Annotated in this window: 18 protein-coding genes; 13 read left to right on the top strand and 5 right to left on the bottom strand. The window is 66.3% G+C overall.

The window, feature by feature from the left end:
- Positions 1 to 61 precede the first annotated feature (61 nt).
- The 6 genes from LFT45_RS18970 to manD all read left to right on the top strand — a co-directional run bounded on the left by LFT45_RS18970 (position 62) and on the right by manD (position 6,024).
- Positions 62 to 1,000 (top strand): carbohydrate ABC transporter permease, encoded by a 939-nt coding sequence (locus LFT45_RS18970; RefSeq protein WP_236805126.1) that lies wholly within the window; start codon positions 62 to 64, stop codon positions 998 to 1,000.
- Positions 997 to 1,887: a carbohydrate ABC transporter permease gene (locus LFT45_RS18965; protein WP_236805125.1), complete on the top strand. Its 891-nt coding sequence runs from the start codon at positions 997 to 999 to the stop codon at positions 1,885 to 1,887. Before LFT45_RS18970 ends, LFT45_RS18965 begins: the two co-directional genes overlap by 4 nt.
- Positions 1,888 to 1,897: 10 nt before the next feature.
- Positions 1,898 to 3,046, top strand: coding sequence for a galactonate dehydratase (gene dgoD, locus LFT45_RS18960; protein ID WP_236805124.1), 1,149 nt, complete (start codon positions 1,898 to 1,900; stop codon positions 3,044 to 3,046).
- Positions 3,047 to 3,072: 26 nt separating this feature from the next.
- Positions 3,073 to 3,732, top strand: coding sequence for a bifunctional 4-hydroxy-2-oxoglutarate aldolase/2-dehydro-3-deoxy-phosphogluconate aldolase (locus tag LFT45_RS18955; protein WP_236805123.1), 660 nt, complete (start codon positions 3,073 to 3,075; stop codon positions 3,730 to 3,732).
- The gene (locus LFT45_RS18950; RefSeq protein ID WP_236805122.1) at positions 3,729 to 4,721 is read left to right on the top strand and encodes a sugar kinase; all 993 of its coding nucleotides are present in this window, start codon (positions 3,729 to 3,731) and stop codon (positions 4,719 to 4,721) included. The genes LFT45_RS18955 and LFT45_RS18950 overlap by 4 nt, the downstream gene beginning before the upstream one ends.
- 73 nt (positions 4,722 to 4,794) lie before the next feature.
- A complete protein-coding gene (manD, locus tag LFT45_RS18945; protein ID WP_236805121.1) occupies positions 4,795 to 6,024 on the top strand; it encodes a D-mannonate dehydratase ManD in 1,230 nt (409 codons plus the stop codon).
- 89 nt (positions 6,025 to 6,113) lie between these two features.
- On the opposite strand, the gene LFT45_RS18940 is transcribed toward manD, so the two are convergent.
- From LFT45_RS18940 to LFT45_RS18930, 3 genes are all read right to left on the bottom strand, one after another.
- Positions 6,114 to 7,700, bottom strand: coding sequence for an alkaline phosphatase D family protein (locus LFT45_RS18940; RefSeq protein ID WP_236805120.1), 1,587 nt, complete (start codon positions 7,698 to 7,700; stop codon positions 6,114 to 6,116).
- A 163-nt stretch (positions 7,701 to 7,863) separates the two neighbouring features.
- Complete coding sequence (locus tag LFT45_RS18935; RefSeq protein ID WP_236805119.1) at positions 7,864 to 8,061, bottom strand: hypothetical protein; 198 nt, start codon at positions 8,059 to 8,061, stop codon at positions 7,864 to 7,866.
- A 124-nt stretch (positions 8,062 to 8,185) separates the two neighbouring features.
- A complete protein-coding gene (locus tag LFT45_RS18930; protein ID WP_236805118.1) occupies positions 8,186 to 8,428 on the bottom strand; it encodes a hypothetical protein in 243 nt (80 codons plus the stop codon).
- Between the two features lie 124 nt (positions 8,429 to 8,552).
- Between LFT45_RS18930 and LFT45_RS18925 the strand changes: the two genes are divergently transcribed.
- Together LFT45_RS18925 and LFT45_RS18920 are read left to right on the top strand one after the other, a co-directional pair.
- Entirely contained in the window at positions 8,553 to 9,329 is a 777-nt protein-coding gene (locus tag LFT45_RS18925; protein WP_440158362.1) for a phosphatase PAP2 family protein, read from the top strand.
- Between the two features lie 4 nt (positions 9,330 to 9,333).
- Positions 9,334 to 9,639 (top strand): MmcQ/YjbR family DNA-binding protein, encoded by a 306-nt coding sequence (locus tag LFT45_RS18920; RefSeq protein WP_236805117.1) that lies wholly within the window; start codon positions 9,334 to 9,336, stop codon positions 9,637 to 9,639.
- A 10-nt stretch (positions 9,640 to 9,649) separates the two neighbouring features.
- Here LFT45_RS18920 and LFT45_RS18915 read toward each other — a convergent pair whose 3' ends face one another.
- A complete protein-coding gene (locus LFT45_RS18915) occupies positions 9,650 to 9,964 on the bottom strand; it encodes a MerR family transcriptional regulator (protein ID WP_236805116.1) in 315 nt (104 codons plus the stop codon).
- Between the two features lie 137 nt (positions 9,965 to 10,101).
- Here LFT45_RS18915 and LFT45_RS18910 point away from each other — a divergent pair, with 137 nt between their 5' ends.
- The 3 genes from LFT45_RS18910 to LFT45_RS18900 all read left to right on the top strand — a co-directional run bounded on the left by LFT45_RS18910 (position 10,102) and on the right by LFT45_RS18900 (position 11,376).
- Complete coding sequence (locus tag LFT45_RS18910; protein WP_236809437.1) at positions 10,102 to 10,524, top strand: Hsp20/alpha crystallin family protein; 423 nt, start codon at positions 10,102 to 10,104, stop codon at positions 10,522 to 10,524.
- A gap of 90 nt (positions 10,525 to 10,614) precedes the next feature.
- Positions 10,615 to 10,953 carry a J domain-containing protein gene (locus tag LFT45_RS18905; RefSeq protein ID WP_236805115.1) on the top strand — a complete coding sequence of 113 codons (339 nt, stop codon included), beginning with the start codon at positions 10,615 to 10,617 and terminating at the stop codon, positions 10,951 to 10,953.
- Between the two features lie 33 nt (positions 10,954 to 10,986).
- Positions 10,987 to 11,376 (top strand): hypothetical protein, encoded by a 390-nt coding sequence (locus tag LFT45_RS18900; RefSeq protein WP_236805114.1) that lies wholly within the window; start codon positions 10,987 to 10,989, stop codon positions 11,374 to 11,376.
- A gap of 12 nt (positions 11,377 to 11,388) precedes the next feature.
- Here the strand turns inward: LFT45_RS18900 and LFT45_RS18895 are convergent, their stop codons facing one another.
- Positions 11,389 to 12,915 (bottom strand): AAA family ATPase, encoded by a 1,527-nt coding sequence (locus tag LFT45_RS18895; RefSeq protein ID WP_236805113.1) that lies wholly within the window; start codon positions 12,913 to 12,915, stop codon positions 11,389 to 11,391.
- A gap of 152 nt (positions 12,916 to 13,067) precedes the next feature.
- On the opposite strand from LFT45_RS18895, the gene LFT45_RS18890 reads away from it, so the two are divergent.
- Together LFT45_RS18890 and LFT45_RS18885 are read left to right on the top strand one after the other, a co-directional pair.
- On the top strand, positions 13,068 to 13,460 hold the full coding sequence (locus tag LFT45_RS18890) for a VOC family protein (RefSeq protein WP_236805112.1): 393 nt from the start codon (positions 13,068 to 13,070) through the stop codon (positions 13,458 to 13,460).
- Positions 13,461 to 13,526: 66 nt separating this feature from the next.
- Positions 13,527 to 15,095 (top strand): glycoside hydrolase family 1 protein, encoded by a 1,569-nt coding sequence (locus LFT45_RS18885; protein ID WP_236805111.1) that lies wholly within the window; start codon positions 13,527 to 13,529, stop codon positions 15,093 to 15,095.
- Positions 15,096 to 15,104 lie beyond the last annotated feature (9 nt).

The raw sequence follows: 15,104 nt of genomic DNA, 5'->3' as shown, positions 1-15,104 counted from the left end.
GCCCCGCTGTTGTTCCGCCGTCGCACTTGAAACGCCGTCACCCCCGACTCTTAGGTGAACCATGTCTGTACTGACCCCTGCCCGGAGCTCTGGACAATCGGCGCGCACCCGGGCTAATTTCTCCGCTTGGGCGAACCGGCACCGGAAATGGCTGTTTGCAGCGCCCGCGATGATCTTCGTGGGCCTCCTGATCGTTTTTCCGCTTGCCTGGACTCTCTACCTGAGCCTGACCGACTCCCAGGGATCGGTCCGCGCGGCCTCCGATTTCGTGGGGTTCGAAAACTACCTCACCGTGCTGACGGACACCGAAAGGTTCTGGCCCGCCGTAGGCCGCACGGTGTCCTTCACGCTGGTGGCCCTGGTTTGCGAAGTTGTCCTCGGCATGTGCATCGCACTGCTCCTGTGGCGTCCGTTCCGCGGCGAGAAATGGGTCCGCGTGGCCATTCTGCTGCCGCTCGTTGCCACCCCCGTGGCAGTAGGCATGATGTGGCGCCTGATCTTTGACCCGAACATCGGCTTCGCCAACCAGCTGCTGGGACTCGTTGGCATTCCACCCCAGCCATGGCTCTCCGGCCAGGACTCGGCCCTGCCCACCACCATCTTCATGGACGTTTGGCAGTGGACCCCCATGGTGGTGCTCATCCTCCTCGCGGGCCTGACCTCGCTGTCCGAGGAGCCGGATGAAGCCGCGCGCATGGACGGCGCCAACGCCTTCCAGCGTTTCTTCTTCGTCACCCTGCCCCTCATGATGCCCACCGTGATCGTGGCCATCCTGCTGCGCGGCATCGACGCGCTCAAGACGTTCGATATCCTCTACGCCACAAAGGGCAAGGGTGGCGGTTCATTCCATGAGGTGGAAACGCTGAACGTGTATGCCTACGGGCTCAGCTTTGACTACAACCAGTACGGGCTCTCCTCCGCCGTGTTGATCCTGTTCTTCATGATCATCATTGGCTCCATGTGGCTGCTGACCATGCGCAAGAAAGCGGGAAGCAAATGACCGTCCTGCACGAAAACACCGAATCCCAGACGCCGGCAAGCCAGCGGCGAGGAACGGCCCGCCGCAGGAAGCCGTTGCGCAGCAGCGGGTACAAGGTGTTCCGTTTCGCCGCACTGGTGGCGGTGGTGCTGTTCCTGATCGCGCCGCTGTTCTGGATGCTGCTCGCTTCCTTCAAGACCAACGTTGACATCTACGATGCGGGGAAGTCGTTCCTGTTCACTCCGACCGCCGAGAACTACGCCAACGTCCTGCAGCGGAACAACTACTTCGTCTTCATCTTCAACAGCTTCTGGGTGGCTTTCGTCTCCACCGCGCTGTCACTGGTCCTGGGCGTCCCGGCCGCCTACGCCATGAGCCGGTTCACCATGCACCGTTCGGCGCTTGTGGTGCTCATGGCCCGCGTCATCCCGGGCGTTTCCCTGCTGGTGCCGTGGTACTACGTCTTTTCCAACCTGAAAATGGTGGGCGGCTTCGAAGTCCTGATCCTCAGCCACATGTTCGTCGCCCTGCCGCTGATCGTGTACATCATGATGAGCTACTTCGACTCGCTGCCGGTCGAACTGGAGGAGTCAGCGCAGGTGGACGGGCTCACCCCGATCGGCGCCTTCCGCCACATCACCCTCCCGCTGTCCGTGGCCGGCATGGCCACTGCGGGCATCCTGGCCTTTATCTTCTCGTGGAACAACTTCATGTTCGCCCTGGTCCTGTCCGGCTCGAAGACGAAGACGCTGCCCGTGGCCATCTTCGACTTCGTCTCCTACGCCAGCATCGACTGGGGCGGGCTGATGGCGGCCGCCACCGTGGTGACCATCCCGATCATGATCATCGCGTTGTTCACGCAGAAGTACATCGTCTCCGGTCTGACCGCCGGCGCCACCAAGGGCTAGGGGCTCGGAAATGACACAAATCAGCAGGATAGAAACCTTCCTGGTGCCGCCGCGCTGGCTGTTTGTCCGCATCGAGACCGACAGCGGGATTGTGGGCTGGGGCGAGGCGAGCTGCGAAGGCCGCAGCGAGACGGTGCGCACCGCCGTCGACCAGCTCGCCGAGCTGCTCATCGGCCAGGACGCCCTCCGGATCGAAGACCACTGGCAGGTCATGACCAAGGGTTCGTTCTACCGGGGCGGCCCCATCCTGGCAAGCGCCGTGTCCGGGCTTGACCAGGCACTGTGGGACATCGCCGGCAAGCACTTCAGCGCGCCGGTGCACCAGCTGCTGGGCGGCCCCGTCCGTGACCGGATCCGCATGTACGGCTGGGTGGGCGGCGACGAACCCAACGAGGTGGCCGACCAGATCAGCGCGCAGCTGGAAGTCGGGCTTACCGCCGTCAAGATGAACGCCAGCGGCAGGATGAGTCCGGTGGCCTCCGTCGCCGAGCTCGACGGCGTGGTCCGCCGGGTTGCGGCCGCGCGGGAAGTCCTGGGGGACCAACGGGACGTCGCCGTCGACTTCCATGGCCGCTTCAGCCTTGCCAACGCCAGGCGCGTGGCACCGCTGCTGGAACCGTTCCGGCCGTTCTTCCTTGAGGAACCGGTGGTTCCCGAGAACACCCACCTGCTCCGGGAATTCACCTCCTCAACCACCACGCCGGTGTCCACCGGCGAGCGGCTTTACAGCAGGCAGGAGTTCCTGCCCGCGCTGCAGGCCGGAATCGCCGTGGCCCAGCCCGACCTCTCCCATGCGGGCGGCATCACAGAGACACGCAAGATCGCTTCGCTGGCCGAGATCTACGAAGTGCAGCTCGCCCCACACTGCCCGCTGGGCCCGCTCGCACTCGCGGCATGCCTGCAGGTTGGCTTCGCGACACCCAACTTCCTCATCCAGGAACAAAGCATCGGCATCCATTACAACAAGGGGGCCGAGGTGCTGGACTACGTGGTGGACAAGACTCCGCTCAAGTTCGTGGACGGGCACATCGAGCGGCTGACCGGGCCGGGCCTGGGCATCGATATCGACGAAGCCGTGGTCCGCGCCGCCGATAAGCAGGGCCACGCCTGGCGCGGACCTGTCTGGCGGCATCCCGACGGCTCCTTTGCGGAATGGTGACGGCCAGAATGGGAAACACAGGGACTATGACTCCGGAACTGCTGCTCACTGGCATCAGGGACAGCCGGCTGGTAGCCATCGTGCGCGGCACGGACGGACAGGCCGCCGCGAAGGCAGCACTCGTTGCCATGGAGGAGGGATTCCGCTACGTCGAAATCGCGCTCACCACCCCTGGCGCGCTGCAGGCGATCAGCGAAGTGCGCGCGGCCGCTCCGGCCGGCTGTTTCGTCGGGGCGGGAACCGTCCTGACCGTGCGGGACGTGGACAACGTCCGTGAGGCCGGCGGGCAGTTCACCGTGACCCCGGCGCTGGCGGAATCTGTGGACGAGTCCGCCCGGCAGGGGATACCCGTGCTGGCCGGTGCGATGACTCCCAGCGAGGCCTACGAGGCCATGAACCGCGGGGCAACTGCCGTCAAGCTTTTCCCGGCCTCGGTCGGCGGACCGCCGTACCTCAAGGCATTGCGTGACCCGTTCCCGGACATTCCTTTCATCGCGGTGGGAGGCGTCGGCCTCGAACAGGCCACAGCGTATTGGGATGCGGGCGCCATTGCGGTGGGCCTCGGCGGGCCGCTTTTCGGGGACGCCGGCTCCGGCGGGGACCTGGCGCCGGTACGGTCGCGGGCACGCAGCTTCGTGGACCTGGCCGCCGGTTTCGGGCGCACTGCCGTGGAGAACCCGCGGTGACCCCCGCCGTCGACCTGCTGACGCTGGGCGAATCCATGGTCTCGCTCAGGACCGGCGGGCCGATCTCTGCCGGTGGTTGCCTGTCGATGCATGTGGCCGGGGCCGAATCGAACGTCGCCGTGGGTGCGGCCCGGCTGGGGCACCGGGTGCGCTGGGCCGGCGTCGTCGGCAGCGACCCGCACGGCGAGTTCATCCTGCGCCAGTTGCGCGGGGAAGGCATCGACGTGCTCCACCGGCAGGATCCCGACCGCAGCACGGGCGTGATGTTTCTGGAACAGCGCACAGCCGATATCACCCGCGCCTACTACTACCGCTCCGGGTCAGCCGGCTCCACGCTCAACTGCGACGACGTCGACGTGGCTCTCGCCGGGGGCGCCCGGGTGCTGCACCTGACCGGAATCACCGCCGCCCTCAGCCCGCAGGCGCAGGAGGCAGTTGAATATGCCGCCAGCCGGGCCAAAAGCGCGGGGATCCTCGTCTCGCTGGACGTCAACTACCGCGGCAAGCTCTGGTCCCGTGACGAGGCCAGGGCTGCGTTGGCCCGGGTCGTGCCGTATGCCAGCATCCTGATCGCGTCCGACGACGAGCTCGGACTGGTGGAGCCGGACCTGGAACGCGCAGCTCCTGAAGCGGAGCCGGATTCTTCGGAGGCCGCCGAGGTCCTCGCGGCGAAGCAGCTCCTTGCCCTGGGCGTGCAGGAAGTGGTGGTGAAACGCGGCGCCGCCGGCGCCGGTGTCCACACCGCCGCCGGACGCCATGAGGCGCCGGCTGTGCCGGTGACGAGCATCGACACCGTCGGTGCCGGAGATGCCTTCACCGCCGGATACCTGTCGGCCCTGCTCGACGGCGAGAACGTGGCCGGACGCCTCAGCCGCGGCGCGCTTGCGGGCGCCTTCGCCGTGAGCACGGCGGGGGACTGGGAAGGCCTGCCCCGGACCGGCGAACTCGCACTGCTGGGCAACCATGTTGCCGGCAGTACCCAGCGCTGACGACTGCAACGCCCACCGGGCCGCCCGGCCCGGAATGTTGAAATTTTGCTGATGTGAAGGAAGGCCTGGACCTGTGAAAATCATTGCTGCGGAAGTCTTCGTGACCAGCCCCTCCCGTAACTTCGTGACACTGCGGATCACTACCGAGGACGGCGTGACCGGCATCGGTGACGCCACGCTGAACGGGCGTGAGCTCGCGGTGGCGGCGTACCTGAAGGAGCATGTGGCGCAGCTGCTGATCGGGAAGGATCCGCACCGGATTGAGGACACGTGGCAGTTCCTGTATCGGTCTTCGTACTGGCGGCGCGGGCCGGTGACGATGGCGGCGATTGCTGCGGTGGACATGGCGTTGTGGGATATCAAGGGCAAGCTGGCGGGCATGCCGGTGTACCAGCTGCTGGGCGGGGCGTCCCGGAACGGGCTGCGCGCCTATGGCCACGCCTCGGGTTCGGATATCCCGTCGCTGTTTGATTCGGTCCGGGAGCACCTGGAACTGGGGTACAAGTCGGTGCGGATCCAGACCGCGGTGCCCGGGATCAAGGCGGTGTACGGGGTGGCGGCGCAGGCGCAGGCGTCGGGGGAGCGGTACGACTATGAACCGGCCGGCCGGGGTGCGTTCCCGGTGGAGGAGGACTGGGACACCCGGGCCTACCTGCGCCACCTGCCCACGGTGTTCGAGGCGGTCCGGAACGAGTTCGGCCCGGAACTGCCGCTGCTGCACGACGGGCACCACCGGATGACGCCGATCCAGGCCGCGAAGCTGGGCAAGGCGCTGGAGCCGTATGACCTGTTCTGGCTGGAGGACTGCACTCCGGCGGAGAATCAGGAGGCGCTGCGCCTGGTCCGTCAGCACACCACGACGCCGCTGGCGATCGGTGAGATCTTCAACACCGTGTACGACTACCAGAGCATCATCAAGGAACAGCTGATCGACTACGTCCGGGCAGCGTCCACGCACTTCGGCGGCATCTCGCCGTTGAAGAAGGTCATGGACTTCGCTGCGCAGTACCAGATCAAGTCCGGTTTCCACGGCCCTACGGACATTTCCCCGGTCGGGTTCGCCGCGCAGCTGCACGTGGGCCTGGCGATCCACAACTACGGCATCCAGGAATACATGCAGCACTCCGCGGCGACCAATGAGGTCTTCGAGCAGTTCATGACCTTCACCGACGGCTACCTGCACCCGGGCGACAAGCCCGGCATCGGCGTCGAATTCAACGCCGAAGCCGCGGCCGCCTACCCGTACCAGCAGGCCTACCTGCCCTACAACCGCCTCGTCGACGGAACCGTTCATGACTGGTGACGCTGGTCCAAGCAACGCGGGGTCACTTAGCGCCCGTTCGAGGCACTCATCAGGCGCTAAGTGACCCCGCGTTGCCGGGAAGCGGGGAACTAGGCGCGGGGCTGGAGGCCGGGCACGCCGTCGTCGATCCGGAAGGACGCCTTGGTGCTGACCGCTGCGCCCGGGGTGTTGACGTAGTCCAGCACCCGGAAATCTGCCGTCAGGGAATCCTTCGCGATGGTAGTCCGGACATAGCCGCGCTGGTCGTTGAAGAACTTCAGGTGGTCGTTCCAGGCCATGGTGGGGTCCGAGACGGAGCCCGTGCCGTTGCCTGTGGACGTGACGGACGTGCAGACCAGTTCCGAGCCCACCACCGGCGTGTCCGGATCCTTGTAGTCGACCTTGACGTCGTTGGCCCAGTTGCGGTGGACGTCGCCTGTGAGGACGACGGCGTTGCGCACCTTGGCGTCCACCCAGCCCTGGGTGATGCGGCGGCGGGAGGATGCGTAGCCGTCCCAGCCATCCATGGACACGTCGTCGATGTCGGCGGCCTGGTTGCGGTCCCGCTCGGCGAAGAACACCTGCTGGCCCAGCAGGTCCCAGCGCGCCTTGGACTTCCGGAAACCGTCCAGCAGCCACTGCTCCTGATCGGCCCCGGTGATGGTCCGGTTCTCCGCCAGGCGCTCCTGGACGTTCTTGCGCCAGCCGTCCCCCGCCAACTGGTCGTCGCGGTACTGGCGGGTGTCCATCATGTGGAAGTTGGCAAGCTGGCCCCACTGAACCGTGCGGTAGATCTTCATGTCTGCGCCGGCGGGCATGGACGGTGCGCGCAGCGGCATGTTCTCGTAGTACGCCTGGAACGCGGCGGCCCGGCGCTTCCTGAAGTTGGCCGCAGTGTTGTTCAGCTGGGCCGGGTCCGCGTTTTCCGGGACCTCGTCCGCCCAGTTGTTATCCACCTCGTGGTCATCCCAGACCACCAGCCACGGCGCCGCGGCATGCGCAGCCTGGAGGTCGGCGTCGGCCTTGTACTGGGCGTGGCGCTGGCGGTAGTTCTCCAGCGTCACCGTCTCCGGGCCCTCGTGGTCGCGGACGTTCCCGCCGCGGGTCACGTAGGAGCCCTTCTTGTACTCGTACTGGTAGTCGCCGAGGTGCAGCACCAGATCCGGCTGGTCCTCGGCGAGGCGGCGGTAGGCCGTGAAGAAACCGTGCTCGTACTGGGCGCAGCTGGCGAAGGACATGGACAGGGCCGCCGGCGTTTCGTACCAGGCCGGGCTGGTCAGTGTGCGGCCAATAGGACTGATGTGGCGGCCGGCGCGGAACCGGTAGAAGTACTCGCGCCCGGGCTGCAGGCCGCGCACTTCCGCGTGGACCGAGTGGGCGCTTTCCGGCAGGGCCTGCTCCACGCCGCGCTGGACGACCTTCCGCATCGCAGGGTCCTCGGCAACCTCCCAGGCCACGGCGACAACGCGGGAGGGCATGCCGCCCAGTCCGTCTTCTGCGAGCGGGTTGAGCGCGAGCCGGGTCCAGAGCACGAAGCCATCGGGCCAGGGGTCGCCGGACGCGACGCCCAGGGTGAAGGGATCTGTGGGGAGGCTCGCTTCTGCGTTCCGGGGATCGGCGACGGCGGTGCCGGGCAGGGCGATGACGAGGCCTGCACCGAGGCTGCTGGTGATGAGTGTTCTGCGAGTGATGTCCATGGCCCCGAACCTAACGGGGCCGCTTGGACGGGCGAGGACGCGCGCGTGAATCGCGAGTGAACGGAAACGCGCCGTCCGGGTAAGCGGCCGGCTGCTGCACCCGGAAGGCCGCTGCCAGTTGGAAGGCGCCCTTACTAGGAAGGCTGCCTACTTGGAAGGCTGCCTACTTGGAAGGCTGCGGCACTTCGCAGGTCAGCTTGGGGTTGGCGCCCATGTAGTTCAGCGGCCCCGCGGCTATGGTGATCGCCACGGTTCCGGCCTCCGTGCACGAGTTCGGGGAGCCGCCAAAGTAGCCCCGCTGAAACGCGGCAAATACGCCGATGATGAGCCAGATGACCACAAGTAGTCCGATGATCCTCACGGCAGCCTCCGTAGCCCCGTTGCCACTTGAATGTGGAACTAATTATCCACCGCGCCTGTCATTCACGACAGGGCTACCGGAACTGGCCTCGCGGTTCTGCGTGCGGCTCGGGGGCGCAGCCGGGTCAGCTGGGTTCGGTGGTGTCCACCGGTGTTTCCTCGACGTCCGGCGTGTCCTCCGCCGTGGCAATCTGGTCGCTGCCGGGCGCTCCGGTCCGCGTGCTGTCCGTGCCTTCTTCCGGCTCAAAGGTATTCGGCTCGCCGGCGCCCACCGCGACGCCGCTACCGGAGTCCGGGACGCCATCCCCCTGGGTCTGCGGTGAAGTTCCGCTGTTCTGGTCTTCCTGGCCGTTTCCTTCAGTGCTCATGTCGTCTCCTGAGACCTCGTGGGGCTGGAAGTTTTACCGTAACAGCGGGGAAGGACATCCGTAAGGGGGCTTAGGATTTCACTTCTAAGGCAGTTTTCCCCGGCGCACACAGGCGGTCTTTCAGGTGGCAGAAGAATCAGCGGACAAGCAGGGGTGGTGGCGCGTCTTCCACGACAAGTTTGTGGTTGAAGAACGCTACATGGAACCTGGTGCGCGGAAGGCGCTCTACGTGACGGCGGTCGTCCTTGCGGTTGTGGGGGCAGTCGTCTTCTTCTTCGCTCTCGCAGGCGTCCAGGATCATGACGGGCTGGCCAGCGCTGATGACGAGTCCTGGAGGTGGCTCCTGACGACGCGCTCGCAGGTCCTGACCGTGGTGATGATTGTCCTGGCTGTCATCTTCGGGCCCGTGGCGCTGCCCATCATCGTCCTCGTTGTCACGGTGGCATGGGGCATCCTGGCGAAGCATGCGTGGCGGCCGATTCTGCTGGCGGCGGCAATGCTCACCGGCGTGGGGCTGGCGCAGCTCATCGGCCGGTCGGTCGACAGACAACGCCCTCCCGTGGACCAGATGCTGTTCGGCGCAGACCACACCTTTTCTTTCCCGTCGGGCCACGTTTTGGGGGCCTCTGACTTCCTGCTGATTACGGCATTCCTGGTCTTTTCCCGCCACCGGAAACCAAAGACAACAGTGGTCGGTTTTGTCTGTGCCATCATCGGAGTAATCCTGGCGTCCGTCAGCCGGCTGTACCTGGGCTATCACTGGGTGAGCGACGCCGTCGCTTCCGTGGCACTCTCGCTGGTGGTGCTCGGTGCCGTGATAGCCGTCGACACCTGGCGCACCGCCCGGGTGCCGGGCGAGGAAGTTACGGGCGAGCTTTCCAAGGCCGACGCCCCGGACTGAAAGCATGGCCACTGAAGCGGATGTCCGCAGGATCTGCCTTGCACTGCCGGGCGTGACCGAGCGCGTCAGCTGGAACCAGCCAGCCTGGTTCGCTAAAACCCTGATGGCCCGCGTCTGGGAAAGGGACGTGCTCACGGTCAAAACCGAGGAGCGCGAGGCTCTGGCCGGCACGGATCCGGAGACATATTTCTGGACGCCGCACCATGAGCGTTCACCGCAGCTGGTCCTCGTCCGGCTTTCAAGGGTTGACGGCGGCCTGCTCGCCGAGCTGCTTGAGGATTCCTTCCTGCTCGCCGGCGGCCGGCTGTAGCCTGCAGGGATCAATCGCCCTCGTCCGGGCGGGCGCTTCGGGCCCGGGCAAGCTTCAGCTGCCGCCGGAGACGGGCGTTGTCCATTTCCAGTTCCAGCACCTTCGCCACGCCCGCCAGGTTGAGCCCTTCGTCCAGGAGTTCTCCGATGCGGCGCAGGACGGCCAGGTCCGATTCGCTGTATTGGCGGGTGCCGCCGTCGGTCCTTTCCGGGGTCAGCAGGCCGCGGCGCTCATAGAGCCGGATGTTTTGCTGGCCTGTTCCCACGAGCTCCGCCACCACCGAAATGGCGTACAGCCCGCGCCCAGTGCTGTCCCGGTTGGCCATGTGATTCCCCGTCCAAATTTTCCTGATTTTCCCCTTGCCCAAGTTTGTCACCAGTGCTATAAAAAATCTATATCCACCACCATAGATAACGGTGATGGGTAGCCATAGAACCTACATGCTGAAGGGAGTGGGAAATGATGCTAATCCGTACCGACCCGTTCCGTGAGCTGGACCGTCTCACCCAGCAGGTCTTCGGAACAGCAGCCCGTCCGGCGGCCATGCCGATGGATGCCTGGCAGGAAGACGGGGAATTTGTGGTGGCCTTTGACCTGCCAGGGATTTCGCCGGACGCCGTGGACCTGAACGTTGAAAGGAACGTCCTCACTGTCCGGGCGGAGCGCCGGGATGCCACCCAGCCAAACGTCGAACTGGTGGTTTCCGAGCGGCCACGCGGCGTCTTCAGCCGGCAGCTCATTCTCGGCGACACGCTGGACGCGGACAACATCAAGGCCAGCTACGACTACGGAGTGCTGACTCTCCGGATCCCGGTCGCCGAGCAGGCAAAGCCACGGAAGATCGAGATCGAAAGCAAGGGCCAGCTGCAGCAGATCGAGACGTAGCCGGCCGCCACGCTGGCGGGGCGGCCTTCGCCTACCCGAAGGCCGCCCCGGCCACGGCTACAGGAACAACCACCTCAACAGGCTTCAGTGATGACCACACCCGCACCGGACTACTATGCGGTGCTGCAGATTCCGCACCGCGCGTCGCAGCAGGAAGTCGCCCGTGCCTACCGCGCGCTGCTGCGCCGCCACCATCCGGATCTCGCCAACGGCGACGCGGTACCAGCCGAGCTGCAGCTCGTCATGCAGGCCTTCTCCGTGCTTCGGGACCCGAAGCGCCGGGCGGCCTACGACCGCCAGATCCTTCGTGCCGGGGCTCCCGACCGATCAGCCAGCCAGCCACACAGTATTCCGGTCCACGTAGTCCGGCACCGTGAACCGCCGCTGCGCGTCACCCGCGTCAGATGGGAGAGCGGACCCTGGGCCTGAATCCGACCCGAGCGTCAGAGGAGAACCACAGCCATGAGCGATTGGCGCCGCTACGACTCCCACCTGATCCCGGCCTTCCATGAGCGCTTCGAGCAGCGCTGGGGCAAGGGCACAGCGCCGTTCCTGGATCCCGAGGCCCATGAGGAGCCACTTCCCCGCGCACAGTGGATCAATCCCACAACCGGTGCCGCACTGGCCGTGGTGCCCATCTGGTCCGACGACGACCGCCAGCACCGTACGTTCGGAGTGTTCTACCTGCCGCCGGCCGGGGACATTTGGGTGCTTCGCCCTGGCCTCACACAGTTCCTTGAGCCTGGCGAGGCCGGCTCCGAGAACCTGGTGGGCTTGCGGAATGACGCCTTCCGCAAGGCCGTGTCCCACGCCAACGAATTCCTCTTTGGGCCGCCGCCGCTGGTGGACTGATCCGCAACTGGACTAACCCGGCCCGGCGAAACCAACGCTGCCAAAATCAGGCCCTGGAAAATCAGGCCCTGGGAAGAAGCCCGGCCGGGGTGAACCCGGCCCGCCAATTCCCGGGCCAGGGAAGCCGGGAACAGCGAAGCCGCCCTGCCCGTCCCCGCCGCCGGCGGGGCCGCTGCCCAGCAGGCTCCTGGTGAGAGTCTCGCCGTCGGCCATCAGTTCTTCCACCGCCCCGAGCAGGTGGTTGTCCGACACGGGTGCGGCGTGCAGTGCGGCACGCACGACGGCACGGCGGACCAGCTCGCGCGCGAACGAGGCCGTTGTTCCTTCGGTGCGGGCGGCAGCGTCCCGGACAGCCTCCGGACTGAACGGAATGCCGCGCGCGTACAGCGTCACCAGCCCGACGCGCTCGTCCGCTGCCGGCAGCGGAATATCCACGGCGAGGTCCACGCGGCCGGGGCGCTGGGCAAGGGCGCGTTCGAGCATGTCCACGCGGTTGGTGGTGAGGACGAATGCGACGTCGGCGTCGTGGTCCAGGCCGTCCATGGCGTCCAGCACCTCGAACAGCAGCGGCTGCGGCCCGTGCCCGAAGCTCCGGTCCTCGGCGATCAGGTCGCAGTCCTCAAGCACAACGATTGAAGGCTGGAGGGCCCGGGCCATAGCGGCCGCCTCGGAGATCCTGGCCAGGGATCCTCCGGACAGCAGGATCGCGGTGATGCCGGCACTCTGGCTCAGCAGGTACCGCACCGTGTGGGTCTTGCCGGTCCCCGGTTTCCCGTACAGCAGGATGCCCCGCTTGAGGTGCTGGCCGTACTCGTTCAGCGACTCCCGGTGCGCGGCGATGCCGAGGGCGTGATCAGCCACTTTCTGGAGCAGCCCCTGGGGCAGGATGACGTCGGAGGCGGTGAGTTCCGGCCGGGCGTGGAACGTCACGCCTCCGGTGCTGGGCCCGTACTCTCCCATGACCAGGGAAATGACCTGGCCCTTCAGGACGCTGCCGCGCTGCATGCGCCGGCGGAACTCGGCCAGGAAGTCCGCGGCGTTCTTGGCGTCGGCAGCCAGAACCTCGAGGCACGCAGTCTGCCGCCCGTACCGCGGAGCCGCGTCCCGCTGCAGGACAGCAACCGGGCTGCCGGCATGCCTGAACAGCCACAGGCCCAGCGCCACGGCCTGCCGCTGTTCATCAGGCCCCACAGCCAGATTGATGTAATCGGGCTGCGACAACGGAAACTGCGGGAAGAACTGCGACTGCTGCAGCATGTCGCTCAGGGACTGGTGGTGGCGCTGGTCACCGCCGCCGATGCCCACCAGCCGGAACTCCGCGTCCTCGGCGGCGAGCTCGGCCATCAGGATGTCCGCGTCCACGAACCGGTGCGCCGGCACCTCCTCCACCACCACCGCAAGTGACTCGGCCGGCACCGCCAGATGCTCGGTGATTGTTGTCAGCAGCTGCGTTCCGGCCTTCACGCGGTGCTGCCCGGACTGGGCGATCTGCACGAGCTGCGCGAAATCATCGATGAACTTCCCCAATTTTTCATCCATGCCGCAGACCCTACCAGCGCAGGTCAAGGTCCCCTCGTCAGCGGCCCCGCCCTGTGCCATTCTGGGAGGTACCGCAGTCCAGAGGTGCCGCTGTCTTGAGCTGGTGAAGGACCGGAGCTGTTGAAGGACCGGAGCCGTCGAAGGAGAAGGCCATGTTTGCGCCCAAGGGTTCGTTTTCCAGCTTTAGCGTCAACGACGTGGCCCGCGCCCGGGACTTCTATGGGCAGACGCTGGGCCTGGCCGTGTCCGACGGCGCGATGGGGACGCTGGAGCTGTCCATGCCGGAAGGCCACAGGATTTTTGTCTACCCCAAGGACAACCATGAACCGGCCACCTTCACCGTCCTCAACCTGGTGGTGGACGACGTCGAAGCGGCGGTTGACGAGCTCAACGCGGCCGGCGTCCAGACCAAGATTTACGACGATCCCGGCCTCCCCACGGACGAAAAGGGAATAGCCCGGGGGATGGGCCCGGATATCGCATGGTTCAAGGACCCGGCCGGGAACGTGATTTCCGTGATCAATCCGGGCAGCGCGGCGCCCTGAGCGGTAGACTCCGGCAATCTGAAGTTTTGGCCCACCGGCCTTTCACAACGTCACAGAGGTCCAGCGATGCATCCTTCCGCCAAAGAACTGGCAGCCATGGTTCCGGCCGATTTCACCCTGGGGGTGGCGACAGCCGCCTTCCAGATTGAAGGGGCGCTCGATGAGGACGGCCGCGGACCCGCGGGCTGGGACGTCTTTGCCGCCAAACCCGGGAACATCGTGGACGGGCACAGCCCCGCCGTGGCGTGCGACCACTACCACCGCATGCCGCAGGACGTGGCCCTGATGAAGGAGCTGGGCGTCGACTCCTACCGGTTCTCCCTGGCATGGCCGCGGATCCAGCCGGACGGGCGTGGAGCGGTGAACCGGGCCGGCCTGGACTTCTACGACCGGCTGCTGGACGAGCTGCTGGCCAACGGAATTTCGCCGATGGTCACGCTCTACCACTGGGACACTCCGCTGGCTCTCGATGAGGACGGCGGCTGGCTCAACCGGGACACCGCCTACCGGCTGGGGGAGTTTGCCGCCATCGCCGCGGCCGCCTACGGGGACCGGGTGGCGCGCTGGGTGACCATCAATGAACCCGCCACCGTGACCACCAACGGTTATGCCCTGGGCCTGCACTCCCCGGGAAAGGCCGACTTCGCCAACGGCCTGCCCACCGTGCACCATCAGCTGCTGGGCCACGGCCTGGCCCTGCAGGCCCTTCGGGCCGCCAGGGTGCCCGGAGAAATCGGCATGACCAACGTGTACTCACCCGTGGTGCCCAACTCCGGCAACCCCCTTGACTGGATGAGTGCCGGAGCGATGGACATGGCGCAGAACCGGCTCTATGCGGACCCCGTGCTTACCGGGAAGTATCCGGACCTCATCCGCCTCGGGAAGTTCTTCTCGTCCTTCGACCATCCGGACGAGGACATGGCCGTCATTTCCCAGCCGCTGGATTTCTACGGCATGAACTACTACATGCCCACCCGGGTGGCGGCGGGCGGGGGCGACAGCCCCGTTCCGGCGGCGATGGCGGAGGCGATGGGGGATGACCTCAAGGACGCCACGCCCGGTGCCCCGCTCCACATCGAACCGTGGCCGGACACCGAAACCACTGCCTACGGCTGGCCGGTGAAGCCCGAGTACATGGCCGTGGCGCTCAAGGAAATGGCTGAACGGTACCCAAACCTTCCGCCCGTCATCATCACGGAGGGCGGGGCAAGCTTTGAGGACATCAGAGTCCTCGACAAGTCCACCAACCGGACCTTCATCCCCGACGAGCGGCGGGTCCGTTACCTCTCCGACCACCTCGGCACCGCCCTCCGGGCCACGGCCGCCGGCGGCGAGGCCGAGGCGATCGACCTGCGCGGCTATTACGTCTGGTCCTTCATGGACAACTTCGAATGGTCGGGCGGCTACAAGCAGCCGTTCGGCCTGGTGCACGTGGATTTCGAGACGCAGGTGCGCACGCCGAAGGCCTCGTTCTACTGGTTCCAGGAGCTCCAGGAGGAACGGAAGCTGGCCGCGTCCGCGGATGCTGCCGTCGCGGCTGCGGCTGCAGAACCGGACGGAGCCATGGCTGATGGAATGCTGACCGATGCAGGGATGTCCGACGGCGGAACGCCCGACGGCGGGCCGGTCACCTAAGCAGGCCGG

This window comes from Arthrobacter sp. FW305-BF8 (genome assembly GCF_021789315.1).
Classification (GTDB): Bacteria; Actinomycetota; Actinomycetes; order Actinomycetales; family Micrococcaceae; genus Arthrobacter.
The sequence above is the reverse complement of the archived record's forward strand: the minus strand, read 5'-3'. Positions and strand labels throughout refer to the sequence as shown.